This is a genomic window from Serratia sp. BW106, from assembly GCF_002607755.1.
Taxonomy (GTDB): Bacteria; Pseudomonadota; Gammaproteobacteria; order Enterobacterales; family Enterobacteriaceae; genus Serratia; species Serratia proteamaculans.
In genome coordinates this window covers 221,870-237,990 of the sequence record NZ_MCGS01000011.1, presented here as the reverse complement: position 1 = coordinate 237,990, position 16,121 = coordinate 221,870, and the positions used below count along the sequence as shown (strand labels likewise).

Annotated in this window: 16 protein-coding genes; 12 read left to right on the top strand and 4 right to left on the bottom strand. The window is 58.3% G+C overall.

What is annotated here, in order from left to right; translation table 11 throughout:
- Window positions 1-65: 65 nt before the first annotated feature.
- Together BEI65_RS10150 and BEI65_RS10145 are read left to right on the top strand one after the other, a co-directional pair.
- Entirely contained in the window at window positions 66-1,460 is a 1,395-nt protein-coding gene (locus tag BEI65_RS10150) for a GntP family permease (protein ID WP_198404428.1), read from the top strand.
- A 12-nt stretch (window positions 1,461-1,472) separates the two neighbouring features.
- Window positions 1,473-2,243 carry a 3-hydroxybutyrate dehydrogenase gene (locus tag BEI65_RS10145; RefSeq protein WP_099063210.1) on the top strand — a complete coding sequence of 257 codons (771 nt, stop codon included), beginning with the start codon at window positions 1,473-1,475 and terminating at the stop codon, window positions 2,241-2,243.
- 26 nt (window positions 2,244-2,269) lie between these two features.
- Here the strand turns inward: BEI65_RS10145 and BEI65_RS10140 are convergent, their stop codons facing one another.
- Entirely contained in the window at window positions 2,270-3,088 is an 819-nt protein-coding gene (locus BEI65_RS10140; protein WP_198404427.1) for a helix-turn-helix domain-containing protein, read from the bottom strand.
- Between the two features lie 116 nt (window positions 3,089-3,204).
- Here BEI65_RS10140 and BEI65_RS10135 point away from each other — a divergent pair, with 116 nt between their 5' ends.
- From BEI65_RS10135 to BEI65_RS10090, 10 genes are all read left to right on the top strand, one after another.
- Window positions 3,205-3,591: a hypothetical protein gene (locus BEI65_RS10135; protein ID WP_099063208.1), complete on the top strand. Its 387-nt coding sequence runs from the start codon at window positions 3,205-3,207 to the stop codon at window positions 3,589-3,591.
- Between the two features lie 9 nt (window positions 3,592-3,600).
- A complete protein-coding gene (locus BEI65_RS10130; protein WP_099063207.1) occupies window positions 3,601-4,479 on the top strand; it encodes a helix-turn-helix domain-containing protein in 879 nt (292 codons plus the stop codon).
- Between the two features lie 166 nt (window positions 4,480-4,645).
- Window positions 4,646-5,566, top strand: a complete 921-nt coding sequence (locus BEI65_RS10125) for a L,D-transpeptidase family protein (protein WP_099063206.1) — start codon at window positions 4,646-4,648, stop codon at window positions 5,564-5,566.
- 249 nt (window positions 5,567-5,815) lie between these two features.
- On the top strand, window positions 5,816-6,169 hold the full coding sequence (locus BEI65_RS10120; protein WP_099063205.1) for a type II toxin-antitoxin system RelE/ParE family toxin: 354 nt from the start codon (window positions 5,816-5,818) through the stop codon (window positions 6,167-6,169).
- Window positions 6,159-6,485 (top strand): DNA-binding transcriptional regulator, encoded by a 327-nt coding sequence (locus BEI65_RS10115; RefSeq protein ID WP_099063204.1) that lies wholly within the window; start codon window positions 6,159-6,161, stop codon window positions 6,483-6,485. Before BEI65_RS10120 ends, BEI65_RS10115 begins: the two co-directional genes overlap by 11 nt.
- 235 nt (window positions 6,486-6,720) lie before the next feature.
- A complete protein-coding gene (locus tag BEI65_RS10110) occupies window positions 6,721-7,128 on the top strand; it encodes a biopolymer transporter ExbD (RefSeq protein WP_099063203.1) in 408 nt (135 codons plus the stop codon).
- 1 nt (window position 7,129) lies between these two features.
- The gene (locus BEI65_RS10105; RefSeq protein WP_099063202.1) at window positions 7,130-7,876 is read left to right on the top strand and encodes an energy transducer TonB; all 747 of its coding nucleotides are present in this window, start codon (window positions 7,130-7,132) and stop codon (window positions 7,874-7,876) included.
- Between the two features lie 39 nt (window positions 7,877-7,915).
- A complete protein-coding gene (locus tag BEI65_RS10100) occupies window positions 7,916-10,159 on the top strand; it encodes a TonB-dependent receptor (RefSeq protein WP_099063201.1) in 2,244 nt (747 codons plus the stop codon).
- A gap of 48 nt (window positions 10,160-10,207) precedes the next feature.
- Window positions 10,208-10,858, top strand: coding sequence for a MotA/TolQ/ExbB proton channel family protein (locus BEI65_RS10095; protein ID WP_099063249.1), 651 nt, complete (start codon window positions 10,208-10,210; stop codon window positions 10,856-10,858).
- A complete protein-coding gene (locus tag BEI65_RS10090; RefSeq protein WP_099063200.1) occupies window positions 10,851-12,101 on the top strand; it encodes a phospholipase D-like domain-containing protein in 1,251 nt (416 codons plus the stop codon). Before BEI65_RS10095 ends, BEI65_RS10090 begins: the two co-directional genes overlap by 8 nt.
- Window positions 12,102-12,130: 29 nt before the next feature.
- Here the strand turns inward: BEI65_RS10090 and BEI65_RS10085 are convergent, their stop codons facing one another.
- The 3 genes from BEI65_RS10085 to BEI65_RS10075 are packed head-to-tail and all read right to left on the bottom strand — an operon-like array spanning window position 12,131 to window position 16,119.
- The gene (locus BEI65_RS10085) at window positions 12,131-13,240 is read right to left on the bottom strand and encodes a P1 family peptidase (RefSeq protein ID WP_099063199.1); all 1,110 of its coding nucleotides are present in this window, start codon (window positions 13,238-13,240) and stop codon (window positions 12,131-12,133) included.
- 2 nt (window positions 13,241-13,242) lie between these two features.
- Window positions 13,243-14,607 (bottom strand): APC family permease, encoded by a 1,365-nt coding sequence (locus tag BEI65_RS10080; protein ID WP_099063198.1) that lies wholly within the window; start codon window positions 14,605-14,607, stop codon window positions 13,243-13,245.
- A 3-nt stretch (window positions 14,608-14,610) separates the two neighbouring features.
- Window positions 14,611-16,119 carry a CoA-acylating methylmalonate-semialdehyde dehydrogenase gene (locus BEI65_RS10075; protein WP_099063197.1) on the bottom strand — a complete coding sequence of 503 codons (1,509 nt, stop codon included), beginning with the start codon at window positions 16,117-16,119 and terminating at the stop codon, window positions 14,611-14,613.
- Between the last annotated feature and the right edge of the window lie 2 nt (window positions 16,120-16,121).

Genomic DNA, 16,121 nt, shown 5'->3' with positions numbered 1-16,121 from the left:
CAACAACAATAATGAGTTGCTCAACATGGCTGGAGTTGTTCAGACATCAAGGGCAATAGGGAGTGATGATGAGCGTTTTGATTGCCCTGGCAGCACTGGGAGTCCTGATGCTGGCCGCCTACCGCGGCTACAGCGTGATTTTATTTGCCCCGATAGCCGCACTGGGCGCGGTGTTGTTGACCGATCCCGGCGCGGTCGCCCCGACCTTCACCGGGCTGTTTATGGAAAAGATGGTCGGCTTCGTCAAACTCTATTTCCCGGTGTTTCTGCTGGGCGCGGTGTTTGGCAAACTGATTGAGCTGTCCGGGTTTTCCCGTTCGATAGTGGCCGCGGCGATTAACATTCTTGGCCGTCGCCATGCCATTCCGGTGATTGTGCTGGTCTGCGCGCTGCTGACTTATGGCGGCGTTTCGCTGTTTGTGGTGGCGTTCGCAGTCTACCCCTTCGCCGCTGAGCTGTTCCGCCAGAGCGGGATCCCCAAACGACTGATCCCGGCGACGGTCGCGCTCGGGGCGTTCTCTTTCACCATGGATGCACTGCCCGGTACGCCGCAGATCCAGAACATCATTCCGACCAGCTTCTTCGGGACCAACGCCTGGGCCGCGCCTTGGCTGGGGCTGATTGGCTCGCTGTTTATCATCGCGGTCGGCCTGTTTTATCTTGAACGCCAGCGACGCAAGGCGCAGCTGCGGGGTGAAGGTTACGGCACCGAGTTGCTGAATGAGCCTGAAACCCCGGACAACATCAATCTGCCCAATCCGCTGATCGCTATTATGCCGTTGATCCTGGTCGGGCTGTTGAACCTGGGGTTTACCCACTGGATCCCGCAGTGGTATGGCGTTAGCCACGAGCTGACACTGCCGGGGCTGGCCAAGCCGATCACCACTGAGATCGGCAAGATCACCGCCATCTGGGCGGTGGAGGCGGCGCTGGTATCGGGTATTCTGCTGGTGCTGATTTTTGGTTTCCGTAACGTTCGCGGGCGGCTGGCGGAGGGCAGTAAAACGGCGGTCGGCGGGGCGATTTTGGCGGCGATGAACACCGCTTCGGAATACGGCTTTGGCGCGGTGATCGCGGCGCTGCCGGGGTTTCTGGTGCTGTCGAAGGCGCTGGCGACCATTCCCAACCCGCTGGTGAACGAGGCTGTCAGCGTAACGTTGCTGGCGGGTATCACCGGTTCGGCCTCCGGCGGCATGAGTATCGCGCTGGCCGCGATGTCCGATTCCTTTATCGCTGCCGCCCACGCCGCGCAGATCCCACTGGAAGTGCTGCACCGGGTGGCCTCCATGGCCAGCGGCGGCATGGACACCTTGCCGCATAACGGCGCGGTGATCACCCTGCTGGCGATCACCGGCCTTAGCCATCGACAAGCCTATGGCGGCATCTTCGCCATCACCCTGATTAAGAGCGCCGCAGTGCTGTTTGTGATCGGCGTGTTCTACCTGACAGGCATTGTTTAAAGGAGCAATAACATGAATTTACAAGGTAAAACCGCACTGGTGACCGGCTCGACCAGCGGTATCGGTCTCGGGCTAGCGTCCAGTCTGGCCGCCGCGGGTGCCCAGGTGATCCTCAACGGCTTTGGCGAAGTGGAGCAGGCCAGGGCGCATATCGCTGGTCTGGGCGCCGTGCCCGGCTACCACGGCGCGGATCTCAGTGACCCGCAGCAGATTGCCGACCTGATGCGCTATGTCGAACTGGAGTTCGGCGGTACCGATATTTTGGTCAATAATGCCGGTATTCAGCACGTTTCGCCGCTGGAATCCTTCCCGGCCGATAAGTGGAATGCGATTATCGCGATTAACCTGTCGTCAGTGTTTCACACCAGCCGTCTGGCATTGCCGGGCATGCGAGAGCGCGGCTGGGGGCGCATTATCAACGTCGCCTCGGTGCATGGGCTGGTGGCATCCAAAGACAAGGCCGCTTATGTGGCGGCCAAGCACGGTGTGGTGGGGTTGACCAAAACCATTGCGCTGGAAACCGCCCGCAGCGCGATTACCTGTAACGCCATCTGCCCCGGCTGGGTGCTGACGCCGCTGGTGCAGCAGCAGATCGACAAGCGGGTTGCCGCCGGGGTGGATCCGCAGCAGGCGCGCGACGACCTGCTGGCGGAAAAGCAGCCTTCGCAGGAGTTTGTGACGCCGGAACAGTTGGGCGAGCTGGCGTTATTCCTGTGCAGTGACGCAGCGGTGCAGGTGCGCGGTGCCGCCTGGAATATGGATGGCGGCTGGTTGGCGCAGTAACTTTTTTGTCAGGGCCGGCGAGGACATTACATGACGATCCCGGCCCCTTGTGCCCGATCCGCTGCGTTTTTCTCCGCCAGATAACGCGCCGGGGGTTTGCCCACCGCTTTTCTGAACATGGTGACAAAGCCGCTGGCACTCTCGTAACCCAGATCCAACGCCACTCGTTGCACGCTGTCGCCCTGAGTCAGCCGTTGCAGCGCCAACACCACGTGCAATTGTCGTCGCCAGTGGCCAAAGCTCATGCCTATTTGCTGTTGCAGCGTGCGGTTGAGCGAGCGTTCGCTCATGCCGATACGCTGCGCCCATTGGCTGAGTGTCGCCTTGTCTGCCGGGTTGGCCAACAGGCGCTCGGTTAACTGGCGAATGCGCGCGTCATTGGAGACCGGCAGGTGCAGGTTCTCAACCGGCGCTTTGACCAATTGATCCAACAGCACGCTGGCCAGGCGTCCTTCGGGCCCCTGTTCGTCATACCATTGTTCGAACCCGCTGGCCTGGAACAGCAGTTCACGCAGCAGCGGGGATACTGCCAGCGTACAGCATTGGGTTGGCAACCCCGCGATGGCATCCTGATCGACAAACAGGCAGTAGCATTCGCTGGCACTGGCCCCTTGTGCGTTATGCAGCACATTGCTGGGCATCCACAGCGCACACTGCGGCGGAACCAGCCACAGACCGTTTTCCACCTCGCAACGGATCATACCGCGCACCGTATAAATCAGCTGTGCCTTGCGGTGCCGATGATGGGTGATCTCCCAATCGCTGCTAATAGTGGATCCCTGTACGGCAAAAATGGCCCGCGGCACCCGATCGATATCGAAACGCGGCTCGGTGATAAAGGTCATGAGAATAATTCTCAGTTTGGCGTAATTGAAAAACATTATGTCCTGATTGTGCAATGTGGTCTAGTGCGGCGACCGATACAGTGAGCGCTGGTTTTAGCACTCTCAGGAGATATCGTATGTCACTAGACTCCACTACCTTCCCGCTGGTGTGGATGCGTCAACTCGCCGCCGGGCAACCGCAAGACACTGCCGCCGAGTTCGCCGAGTTCAGCCGTTTATTGCAACGTGAGCAGGCATTCGTCCTGTTGTGTGACCGGCGTATGGATGAGAACGGTGAGCACGATCGTGATGAGCGAACCCAAATTGCATTGTGGAAGCGCGATCATCGGGAGGCGTTGGCGCGTTGGGTAAAGGGCATGGTGCTGATTGAGCCGGACGACATGCGGCGGCAAGCGGCGGCAGAGTTTGTCGATTTTGCCAGCCGTTTTTGGGGCTACACGGTGCAGGTCGTGGCCAGTGAGGCTCAGGCCCGTGAGCTGGCGCAACGCTGGCTGGATCAATAAGGAGGCGCTATGTATCAGCAACAGGTGATCACGGCGTTGCTGGCCTGGATCGAGCAAAATCTCGATCAACCGCTGACGCTCGATGATATCGCGGCTAAATCAGGTTATTCCAAATGGCACCTGCAGCGGCTGTTTAAAGAGTTAACCGGTGAGATCCTGGGAACTTACGCCCGGCGCAGAAGGCTGACGGCTGCCGCGCGTGAACTGCGGCTCACCAGCCACGGTGTGGCCTTCATTGCCGACAAGTACCAGTTTGATTCCCAGCAGACTTTCACTCGCTGTTTCAAAAAGCAGTTCGGTATGCCGCCAGCCGGTTACCGCCGCAGTGCGGACTGGTCAGGGCAGGGCATGCAGCCCCCACTGCGCTTGACCGAAGGGCCGTTGCCGCAGGCGGAGATTATCACGCTACCGGCGATGCAATTGGTCGGGCGTACTCAGCATCGTAGCTGTACGCTGGGGCAACTGCTGCAGTCGAAAAATGAGCTGCGTCAGCATGCCTGGCGTCAGATGCTCCCCATGGAAGCCGAGTCGTCGGCGGTGGTCTATGGCCTCACCAGCCTGGAGGCCGACAGTCGGCAGCGGGGTGGGCAACGGATGGCTTATACTCTGGCTCTGGAGGACGAGCGAGCGGAAGGCGAAGCTGTCCTGATCGAGCAGGGCGACTACGCCAGCTTTGCCTATCAGGGGCAGGTGGAAGAGTTACAAAACTTTATCGCCCGCCTGTACGACACCGCTATACCGATGATGAAAGCCGTACGGCGGCCGGGTAAGGATATCGAGCGTTTCTATCCCGCAGCAGGTGGCGTTTGTAGCGCTGGCGGCACGGCGATCCGCTGTGAATATCTGATCCCCATTCGCCGGATGCCGCCGTCAACCGCCGCGTTTTAGTGGCGGTTTTCACAGTTACTCCTCTTCGTGCCGCACCAGGTTACAAAAAAGTTCGATATTGCGCCGGTAATGTTTCACACTTAGGTCGATGTGCACATATAATGCGCATCCGGTCATTCATGGCCGAAATAACCTATAACTGCCAGTGGCCACAACCAACACGAAGATGAAAATGAGCATTCGCGCGTTACTAACCCTGTTTACGGCACTGGTGGTATTCAGCCAAGCTGCCTTCGCCGTTGTCTATCCTTTACCTGCCAAAGACAGCCGTCTGGTGGGTGAGAACATCCAAATCACCGTACCGGAAGACAGTAAGCTGCCGCTGGAGAGCTTCGCCGCTCAATACCAGATGGGCCTGAGCAATATGCTGGAAGCCAACCCGGGTGTGGATCCGTTCCTGCCGAAGGCCGGCAGCACCCTGACCATCCCACAGCAGTTGATCCTGCCGGACGCACCGCGTGAAGGCATTGTCATCAACAGCGCCGAGATGCGTCTGTACTACTACCCGAAAGGCACCAACACGGTGATCGTGCTGCCAATCGGTATCGGCCAACTGGGTAAAGATACCCCGCTGAACTGGACCACCACGGTACAGCGCAAAAAAGACGGCCCAACCTGGACGCCAACCGCCAAGATGCGCGCAGAATATGCCGCTGACGGCGAGATCCTGCCTGCGGTATTCCCGGCTGGTCCGGACAACCCTATGGGTCTGTATGCATTGTACGTCGGTCGTCTGTACGCGATCCACGGCACCAACGCCAACTTCGGTATCGGTCTGCGCGTGAGCCACGGCTGTGTGCGTCTGCGTGCTGACGACATCAAGTTCCTGTTCGACAACGTGCCGGTCGGTACCCGCGTGCAGTTCATCAACGAGCCGATCAAAGCCAGCGTTGAGCCAGACGGTTCCCGTTACCTGGAAGTGCACAACCCGCTTTCTGCTAACGAAGAGCAGCTGAAGTCGAAAGATCCGGTGCCGTTGACCATCTCTGCGCCAGTAGGCAAAGTGATGATGGACCCAGCCGTTAACCAGAGCGAAGTGGACGCGGCCATCAAAGCCCGTTCCGGTATGCCGGTTAAAGTGAACTGATTAAATCAGTGCTGCAAACAAGACGCCTGCGGGCGTCTTTTTTTATGGCTGAAAACCACTGTTTTGCGTACAACCCCGCAACTATTTACTTGTCGTTACTCCTGCTGATTTAAAAGTTCGGTGCTATTGGCAAATTTGGGTTTCCTCTGTTGCCCTGAACGCACATAGAGAAGATGTTGGTGGACTAAGTCGTCATTGGAAAGTACATCACTAAGTGCTACATTTATTGCCGATAGGATATCAGCCGCCATGCGTACTTTTAAAACCAAGTGGTTTACGAAAAAAGCTTATGCTCATGGCATAACCGATGTGGTTTTGTGCGAAGCAATTCAGGATGTACAGAGAGGTTTAGCTATTGATTTAGGTGGCGGCGTATTCAAAAAACGTCTGAGCCGTAATCGCGATCGGGCGCTGGTATTGGCAAAAAGCGGTAGTAGCTGGGTGTACACTTTCCTGTTTGCCAAGCAGAGTCAGCCCAGTATCAATAGGGCTGAGCTGCAGGCATTTCGAAAGTTGGCGACACAGTATGGCTGTTTGAGCGCTGAGGCAATAGCTGCACTGATTGAGCAAAAAGAATGGGTGGAGATTTGTCATGAAAAATAATAAGGCTGAGTTTCGTAGCCCCGCGTTTGAAGCCATTCACAGTGCTGCGCAGGGTCTGCAGCGCGTTGGGGCCATTTCACAGGAGACAATGCGTAGTTTTGATGAGTCTTGTCTGGTTCCGTTAGAGGCATTGCAACCGCATCAGATTAAGGCGCTGCGTGAACAATTGCATCTGAGTCAGCCGGTTTTTGCCCGTTATTTGAATACCAGTTTATCAACCATTCAAAAATGGGAGTCAGGTGCAAAACTGCCGGGGGGCCCGTCACTAAAACTACTTTCTCTGGTGCAAAAGCACGGTCTGAAGATCTTGCTATAAAGTGTCAGGATAATCACAAACTATCTGCCTATGCATTAACTGTTATAAGTTCCCCTTCGTCATTATTCCATTAAAAATCATATCCAATTAACCAGTTATATAACCCCTCTGACCAGTTACCTGCTGGGAAAATTCTCTCAAATAATGTGCGTTGTGAAAATAAGATCACACAAGCGTAACAAAAGGTAAACATAGGCTCTCTATATTGGCTGCTTTGCTTTTGGGAGGGAGTGCCATGCGTAACTGGAACGAGCCGAAAAAGAACAAAGCGCACATCGAACTGATCCCGATGATCGACGTGATGATGTTTTTGCTGGTGTTTTTTGTGTTGATTAGCCTGAACGTGATCCCGGCCCTTGGGCTGAAAACCCAGTTGCCGTCCGCTGGCAGCGCCCAGCAGTTGAAACCGCAGAAGAAGGCGATCATTACGCTGGGTGCCGGGGATCAACTGCAACTCGACGGTCAACCGCTGGCGCTCAGCGCATTGGTCAGCACGCTGAAGCAACAGCAGCAGGAAAACCAGACCACCACCATTATCGTCAACAGCGACAAAGGCGTCGCGGTAGAGCGGCTGGTGGCGGTGATGGATAACCTGCGCCAGGGCGGTTTCTACTCCGTCTCTATCGCCACACGGAAGCTGTGACATGTATCTGCTCTATCGTTCACGTCACCTTTTCAGCTGGTTGCCAGCGTTGATCGTCGTGGGCTGCGTGCTGTTTGCCAGCCAACAGGCGGCGCTGAAAATTCAGCCACGCTATGACGAAACCACCATGGAGCTGGCGCTGGTCGAACCGGATCCTGAACCTCAGCCGGAACCACCGGTGGAAACCCCGCCACAACCCGAACCCCCGCCGCCGGAGCCGGAAGCTATTCCTGAGCCGGTCGTACCGGCCCCAGAGCCGATTATCGAAGCCAAGCCGGTGCCCAAACCGCAGCCGAAACCCAAGCCCAAACCGGTGAAAGAGAAAGCCAGGCCGGTGGAAAAGGCCAAACCTGTCGCGGCCACTGCAGCGCCCAGGGCATTGGTCAGCAAGCCGGCGGTACAACCTACTCCGGCAGCCCCGGTGGCGCCGAAAGTGAATACGCAGGCGATCGAAAACGGGTATCTGCAGGCGTTACGCCACGAACTGGAACAGCGTAAGCGCTACCCCAGTGGTCGGCAGGCATCGCTTGAACGGCCCCAGGGCAACGTCGAAGTCTGGCTGGAGGTCGATCGCAGTGGTCGGGTGCTCTCGTCCGGCATCGCCAATAAGGCCACCAGCATGCTGCTTAACCGCGCGGCGCTGAGCAGTCTGCAAAGCATCAGCCAGGTGAAGCCGTTCCCAAGCGAGGCTTTCAACGGGCAAACAACAAAACGATTTTCAGCCACGTTCAATTATCAGGCTCCTTGATGCCTGGCATTACAGTTTGATTTTTATGGGATGGAAACAATGAAATCTTTCAATCGATCTGGGATTTACCTGGCAGTGATGTCGGCGATATTGCCGGGTACGGCGCTGGCGGCGGACTCGACCGACGTCGGCACCATCAATGTCAAAGGGCAATCGCTCGGCGGCGGCATGATGGTGCAGGATGACAGCGCCAAGTCGCGCTCTACCATCACCAAAGAGGCGATGGATAAAATGCCAGCGGCGGCCAATGCCATCGACAAACTGAAATACACTCCGGGCCTGAACGTCAACAGTAACGACGCCAGCGGCCTGAGCGGCGTTGATTACACCATGCGCGGCATGAACTCCGATCAAATCGGTCTGTCGATGGACGGTATCCCGATCAACGACTCCGGCAACTATGCGGTGTACCCGAACCTGCTGGGCGATTCGGAGAACCTGGAAGAGATATTCGTTACCCAGGGTTCCTCTGAGGTGGATGGCCCGCATATCGGTTCCAGCGGCGGCAACATCGGGATGGTGACGCGCCGTCCCGCAAAAGATTTCGGCGGCTTCGTCAAACAGACGCTGGGCAGCAACAACCTGAGCAAAACCTTTGCGCGTCTGGAGACCGGTGAGTACAACGGTTTCAGCAACTGGATCTCCTACTCACACACCGAGGCGAAAAAGTGGCGCGGGGAAGGGCGTGAGTACTCCAACAAGTTCGAAATGAACTCGTTGTATGAGGACGGTAACGGCAACAGCAGCAACCTGATCATGAAGTACAACCAACAGAATAACGTCAACTACAACACCCTGAGCAAGGCGCAGTTTGAAAATGATGGCCGCTATGCCAACGACTACTCTGCTACGCCGGAATACAACAGCAAGGGCCAGTTGAACAAGTATTACAAACTTAACCGTAACCCGTTTGACACCTTCACCCTGTCGTTCACCCAGAAGCTGCAACTGCGCGACAACCTGGCGTTGACCCTGCAGCCGTATTACTACTGGGGTAACGGTGGCAGCTATACGGGGCAAACGGCTTCGGTGTTGTCCAATACTTCGGATAAGGCCGGTCAGTACGATCTCAGTAATTTGAAGTCCAATACCTATTACCGCCCATCCTGGACCCAGACCTGGCGGCCGGGTATCACCACCAAGCTGAAGTGGGATATCAACGATCAGCACAGCCTGGATATTGGTTATTGGTATGAACGCGCGCGTCAGTCGCAGACCCAGCCGTTTATCGGCATCAAGGACGACGGTAACCCTGAACAACTCTCGGGCAAACCGGGCGGTTCCGATCAGGTGAAGGACGCCAATGGCAACACCGTGCAGGGGCGTAATCAGTACACCATCACCCCGGCGCAAAAAGTGTGGCTGCAGGATACCTGGTTTGCCACGCCGGACTGGACCTTCGTCGGCGGATTGGCCTATCAGTACGTTGAACGAAAAGGGGATAACAAGGGCAGCCTGTATAACGTGCCGGAAAAGCGTGATGCCAAATACCATGAATTCCTGCCGAACTTCAGCGCCAGCTACAAGCTGAACCCGGAAAACCAGGTGTTCTACAACCTGACGCGTAACATGCGTACCCCGCCAAACTACGTGCTGTACAACGTGGGCGACTCGATCAGCACCAAACCGGAGCTGAGCTGGAACCATGAACTGGGCTGGCGTTTCCAGCAGGAAGACATGCTGATGAGCGCCACGCTGTTCTACATGCGCTACAGCGATCGTCAAATCTCCACCACCAACCCGGCCGGTGACTACGAGATGATGAACATCGGCAACGTCGAGAACAAAGGGCTGGAGCTGGAGTGGAGCGGTCAGTTGCCGCATAACTTCAACTACTACACCTCGTATACCTACACCCAATCCAAACAGAAGAGCGACATTGTCAGCAATGGCCTGCCGTTACCGAGTAGCGGTAAAGAGGTGCCGAACGTCCCGAAAAACCTGCTCAACATGACGCTGGGTTATGACGACAGCCGTTACTACGGCAGCGTCAGCGGTAAATACGTCAGTTCGTTCTACGGTGACCTGACCAACGACGAGAAGATCGGCGGCCGCACGGTGGTCGATCTGGCGGCGGGGGTGTATTTGCCGGTGGACAAGAAGATCGTCAAGAGTGCGGCATTGCGCTTTGGCATCAGCAATCTGTTCGACAAGGAGTACCTGACTTCGGTGCGTACCACCACCTTCAACGCAGTGCCTTATGACGGTGTGAAGGCCAGTACGCCGTACTACAACGTCGGGGAAGAACGTACCTTCAGCGTGTCGCTGGAAGCCACCTTTTAACTATTTATACCCTGCGGCCTGAAAGCCGCAGGGTTGGAGGACTGAATGATGAATGCCAATCTGTTGCACGACATTATTTTCTACGTGATGTACGCCGCGCTGGCGATAGCGCTGGTGATTATTATCGAACGCGCGCTGTATTTCGCTTATACCCAACGTCAGGCTCGCAAACTGGAGCAGGCGCTGACGCTGGACGTGCGTCGTACCGCCGATCTGCCGGATGAGCTGACCCAGCGCAACAGCCTGCCGCTGGCGGTGATCTCACCGGTGTTGGAGCAAAAACACCGCGCCGGTAACCGCGAAGCGATCGGCGATCTGATCGACGCCCAGTACCTGCTGAGCAAACCGCTGATGGCGCGTGGCCTGTGGCTGCTGGAAACCATCGTTACCGCTGCACCACTGTTGGGGCTGCTGGGTACGGTGATGGGGATTATCGAAACCTTTAAGGCGCTGGCCGCTTCCGGGGTCTCCGAGCCGAGCCTGGTCTCTGCCGGCATGGGTACCGCGTTGTACGCTACCGGGCTGGGTATCGCCATTGCATTGCTGTGTCTGGTGGGCAACAACTATCTGCAAAGCCGCATGGAGCGGATTAACGAACTGCTGAAGGTGCTGCTGATCCGTGCCGGTGCGCCAGCCAGCCGTCCGGAAAACGGCAACCGCGAGCAATGGGTTGACAGTGAGGCGCCGCGCTATGCCTAATGGCCGTCAACCACGGCGGCCGCTGGGCCGCCTTTACACTGCATTATGGGGTAGCTGTCTGTTGATGTTGAGCCAGAGTGCGACGGCGCGTTTTGATATTCCCGGCTATGAATTGGTGTATACCGCGCCGGTGGAAACCGCATTGCAGGCGGATGACCTGCGCAACACCGCCGAAGTGTGGCAGCAAATGTTTGATGCGGCGAAAACCCGCATCGATCTGGGCCAGTTCTACGTGGCGAACCAACAGGGTTCGCTGCTGGACGGCGTGCTGCAACACCTGAAGGCGGCGGGCGAGCGCGGGGTGAAAATCCGTTTTCTGATGGAAGAGAAGGGCATCCGCATCTCTACCCCTGAGACGCTGGAACAGCTAAAAGCGATCCCCAATCTGGAACTGCGCATTATTCCTTACCAGCGGCTGAGCGGCGGGATTTTGCATGCCAAATATCTGCTGGTGGACGGTGAGCAAGCGTTTGTCGGCAGCCAGAACTTTGACTGGCGTGCGTTGGCGCATATCCATGAAACCGGGCTGCGCATCAGCGATGCCGGGGTGGTCGGGCAGATCCAGGCGATCTTCGAGCAGGACTGGCAAGCGCAGGCGTTGCTGGTGGCGGATAAGCCGGTGCCGCAGCTGCCTTATCAGCCAAAGGCCGAAACGCCGCAGGGTAATTATTTGGTCGCCAGTCCACGCGCCTATAATCCGGCGGGGGTGATTGACTCGCAGGTGGAGTTGCCGCGCCTGTTGGCAACCGCCAAACAACGCGTGCGGGTGCAGGTGATGGACTACGCGCCGTTGTCTTATGGCCCGGAACACAGCCGACCTTACTACGCGGTGATCGACAACGCCCTGCGCAGCGCCGCCGCACGCGGCGTGAAGATCGAGCTGATGGTGGCCAACTGGAACACCAAAAAGCCGGATATCGCCTGGCTGAAAAGCCTGGCGGTGGTGCCGAACGTGCAGATAAAAATCGTCACTGTCCCTCCGGCCAGCAGCGGTTTTATCCCGTTCGCCCGGGTGATCCACAGCAAAATGATGACCATCGACGGCGAAACGGCGTGGATTGGCACCAGCAACTGGACCGGCGGTTATCTGGATAACTCGCGCAATCTGGAACTGGTACTGCACAGCCCGGCGATGAGCCAGCGGGTGGATAAGCTCTACAGCCAGCTGTGGGACAGCGTGTATGCCGAACCGATCAAGCTGGATTACGACTACCCGGCACCCAAACCGGGCGGCGAATCCTGATTAACTCGGGGCGCGAGATGCCCCGACCCTTAAGCTCGCCAGCCGGCTTGTTCCAGCGCGGTCAGCAACTGATCCGCGCTTAACCCTTCTGCCAGATGGCCGTTGCCGGAAACGGTATTGGCCGCCAGCAGGGCATTGATAATCGCCTCTTCCACCGCCTCGGCCGCCGCCGCAAACAGCTCGGAGATGTAGTCGTTATTCACCATCTGTAACGGGGTGGTGAAGGCCCCTTTGTTGGCGTAATCGGCAGGCGGCAGCCCGTCGTTGCCGGTGGCGAAGGCGATAAAAATATCGCCACTCGAGTCTTCGGTGCCGCCGCCGGTGCGCGCGATACCGATGCTGGCGCGTTGGGCCAGGCGGGTACATTGGTGCGGCAATAGCGGTGCGTCGGTGGCCAGAGTGACGACAATCGACCCCATGCCCGGATGCGGCAGTTGCGGGGTGAATGGCGAATGAATATGCCCCAAATGACGGCCCACCGGGTAGCCACCGACCAGCAGCGAGGCACGTTTGCCGTGGTTGGCCTGCACGATGGCGCCGACCGTCCAACCGCCGCGATCGGCTGGCAGGCGGCGGGAAGCGGTGCCGCTGCCCCCCTTGAATTCATGGCAGATCATGCCGCTGCCCCCGCCGACCGCGCCTTCCTGTGGCAAGCCGTTATGCGCCGCCTGCAACGCCTGTCGTACATGCTCTGGCTTGACGTGAAAGCCGTTGATATCGTTGAGCAGGCCGTCGAAGGTTTCCATCACCACCGGCATGTTCCAATACAGCGCCTTATCGTCGGCGGGCAGCGCTTCGCGTTCCAGGGCGATCAAAGCGTCGCGCACCACGCCGACGCTGTGGGTGTTGGTAAAGGCAATGGGGCTGGTGAGCAGGCCGGCTTCGCGGATCCACTCCAACCCGGTGGCGTCGCCGTTGCCGTTAAGCACGTGCACCCCGGCAAAACAGGGAGACTGCCGGGCCTGACCGGCACGCGGTTCGATCACCGTGACGCCGGTACGTACGCTGCGGCCATCGGCCAGATCGGCATGGATACTGGCATGACCCACCCGGACGCCGGGCACGTCGGTGATGGCGTTCAGCGGGCCGGCAATGCCGTGGCCGATTTTAATGCCCAAATCCTGAGCGCGCTGCGACATGGTTATTCTCCTTCAATTGAGGGTTCAACGAGCGGGATGGCCTGCCGGTTGCGCAGGTAGCTCAGCACCAGACCAAAACAGAAGATGCCGGCAATGATAATAAAGTCTTTCAGGCTGCTGGCGATCAAAATTGTCCACAACACGTACAGACAGCCGATCAGTGCGATCGCCACCGGCAACGGCCACAATGGCATCAGATACGGGTGGTGGAAGTGCACACGGCGGCGACTGATCAACGCGGCGATGGCCATGATGATGTACACCAGTAACAGCAGGATCACGGTAAAAGAGGTCAGGTCGCCAAGGTTGGAACAGAAGGCCAGCAGCGCCGAAGGAATGCCGAACAGCAGGGTGGCGATCCACGGCGTGCCGAAGCGCGGGTGGATTTTTTTCAGCGCGCGGTTCACCTGTGGCAGCCAGAAACCGTCACGTCCGCTGGAGAACATCATCCGGCTGAACTGCGCCACGATGGCGATAATGGCGTTGAATACCGACAGGTAAATCGCACCGCTGACCACCCGTGCCAGCGTCGGCCCGCCCAGTTGGCTGACCACGTAACCGACCGGGTCGGCCTGTTTGGCCATTTCAACCAAAGATGGCGCACCAATCAGCAGCGCGGTGAAGGGCAACAGCTCGACCAGCACCACAATCACCAGCGTCAGCATGATGGCGGTGGCCATGGGTTTACCCTGCTCACGCATGTCTTCCGCCATATACACCGCCGCGCCGTAGCCGTTATAGGAAAACAGCGCCACGCCGACCATGGCAACAATCAAAGGGACGGAAACCGGGGCCAGCAGCCCTTCGGGGTTGAGCATCATCGGTGAGGTGAGTATCTCCACGCTCTGGTGCGGGTTGCTGAACCCCAGCCAGGCGATGAGGCCCAACACCGCGACCTCGACCACCAAGAAGGTGCCGGTCAACAGCGCGTTAGCCTTGATGTTGAAGATTGCGCAGGCACCGCCGATCAAAATGGTGACCATACCGGCGGTGGAGGCGTCGAAGTGAGTGCCCAGCGCAGTATTTAAGTAGGGCACCGCACCGGTGGCTAATACTGCCGGCACAAACAGCGCGGCGCTGAGGATAAACAGGTAGGTCTGCAACCCGCATAGGGTGCCGAACAGCCGTTTGATAATACTGTATTCACCCCCGGCGCTGGGGTGCGCGGCCCCCAATTCGGCGTAGCATAAAGCGATGGTGGCGGCGATAAAGGCGGCGATCAGAAACGAGATAAAGGCGCCACTGCCGGCGCTGGCGATGGCCAGCGGGGCAATGACGAAGATCGAACTGGCCGGCGTGACGCCGGAGGCGGTAATCATCACCACGTCGAGGACGCTGAGATTGCCTTTGAATTTGTGTTCTGTCATGGCTTAACCCTGCCCGGATGGGAAACTGAAGCTGGCATATTGGGCATCGCTGGATGAGGGCCAGCGCTGGGTGATGGTTTTACGTTTGGTGTAAAACCGGACGGCATCCGGGCCGTAGGCGTGCAGATCGCCAAACAGCGAGCGCTTCCAGCCGCCAAAGGAGTGGTAGGCCACCGGGACCGGCAGGGCGACGTTAATCCCCACCATGCCGACCTGAATATGGCTGGAAAAGTAGCGTGCCGCCTCGCCGTCGCGGGTGAACAGGCAGGTGCCGTTGCCGTATTCATGGGCATCAATCATCGCCATCGCGTCTTTCAACGAGCCGACCCGCACCACACCCAACACCGGGCCGAAGATCTCCTCCTGATAAATCCGCATGCCGGGTTGTACGTGGTCAAACAGCGTCGGGCCGATGAAGTACCCCTGGCTGATTTGCCCGTTGTCATCCCGTACCGCCAACTCACGGCCGTCGACCACCAGGCTGGCACCTTCGTCAACGCCCTGATCGATATAACCTTTCACCTTCTGATAATGATCGTGAGTGACCAGCGGCCCCATGTCGTTGCGGTTGTCGCTACCGGCACCCACCCGCATATTGGCCATTTGCTGCCGCAGCCCGGCGATCAGCGCGTCGGCGGTGTCATCACCCACGGCCACCACCAGCGGGATTGCCATACAGCGCTGTCCGCAGGAACCGAAGGCGGCGCCCATCAGCGCGCTGACGCTACCGGCGATGTCGGCGTCCGGCAGCACCACCGCATGGTTTTTGGCCCCGCCCAAGGCCTGCACCCGTTTGTTTTGGCCGCAGCCGGTGTGATAGATATGCTCTGCCACCGGCGTTGAGCCGACAAAGCTCACGGCTTTAACGCGTGGGTCGTGCAACAGGGTTTCTACCGCCTCGCGGTCACCGTTAACCAGGTTCAGCACCCCGGGTGGCAGCCCGGCCTCTGACGCCAGTTGAGCAATGTACAGCGTGGAGGAGGGGACGCGTTCGGAGGGTTTCAGCACAAAGGTATTGCCGCAAACCACTGCCATCGGCCACATCCACAGCGGCACCATCGCCGGGAAGTTAAACGGCGTGATGCCTGCCACCACCCCCAGCGGCTGGAACTCACTCCAGCTGTCGATACCCGGCCCGGCATCCTTGCTGTGCTCGCCTTTCAGCAGCTCCGGCGCATAGCTGGCGTACTCAATATTCTCGATGCCGCGCTGCAATTCGCCCATGGCATCGCTGAGCACCTTGCCGTGTTCGGCGGTAATCAACTGACAGATGTGATCAGCGTGCTGCTCCAGCAGGGCTTTAAGACGAATCATGATCCTGGCCCGCTTCAGCGGCGGGGTATCGCGCCAGGCCGGATAGGCCCGTTCGGCAGCGTCGATGGCGCTTGCCACCGTGGCAGGGTCGGCCAGCAACACCTGCTGTTGCGACAACCCGGTCGCCGGATCGAATACCGGCTGGCTGCGGCTGCCGCCGGTGGCGGACTGACCGTTGATCCAATGTGCAATGGGCATGG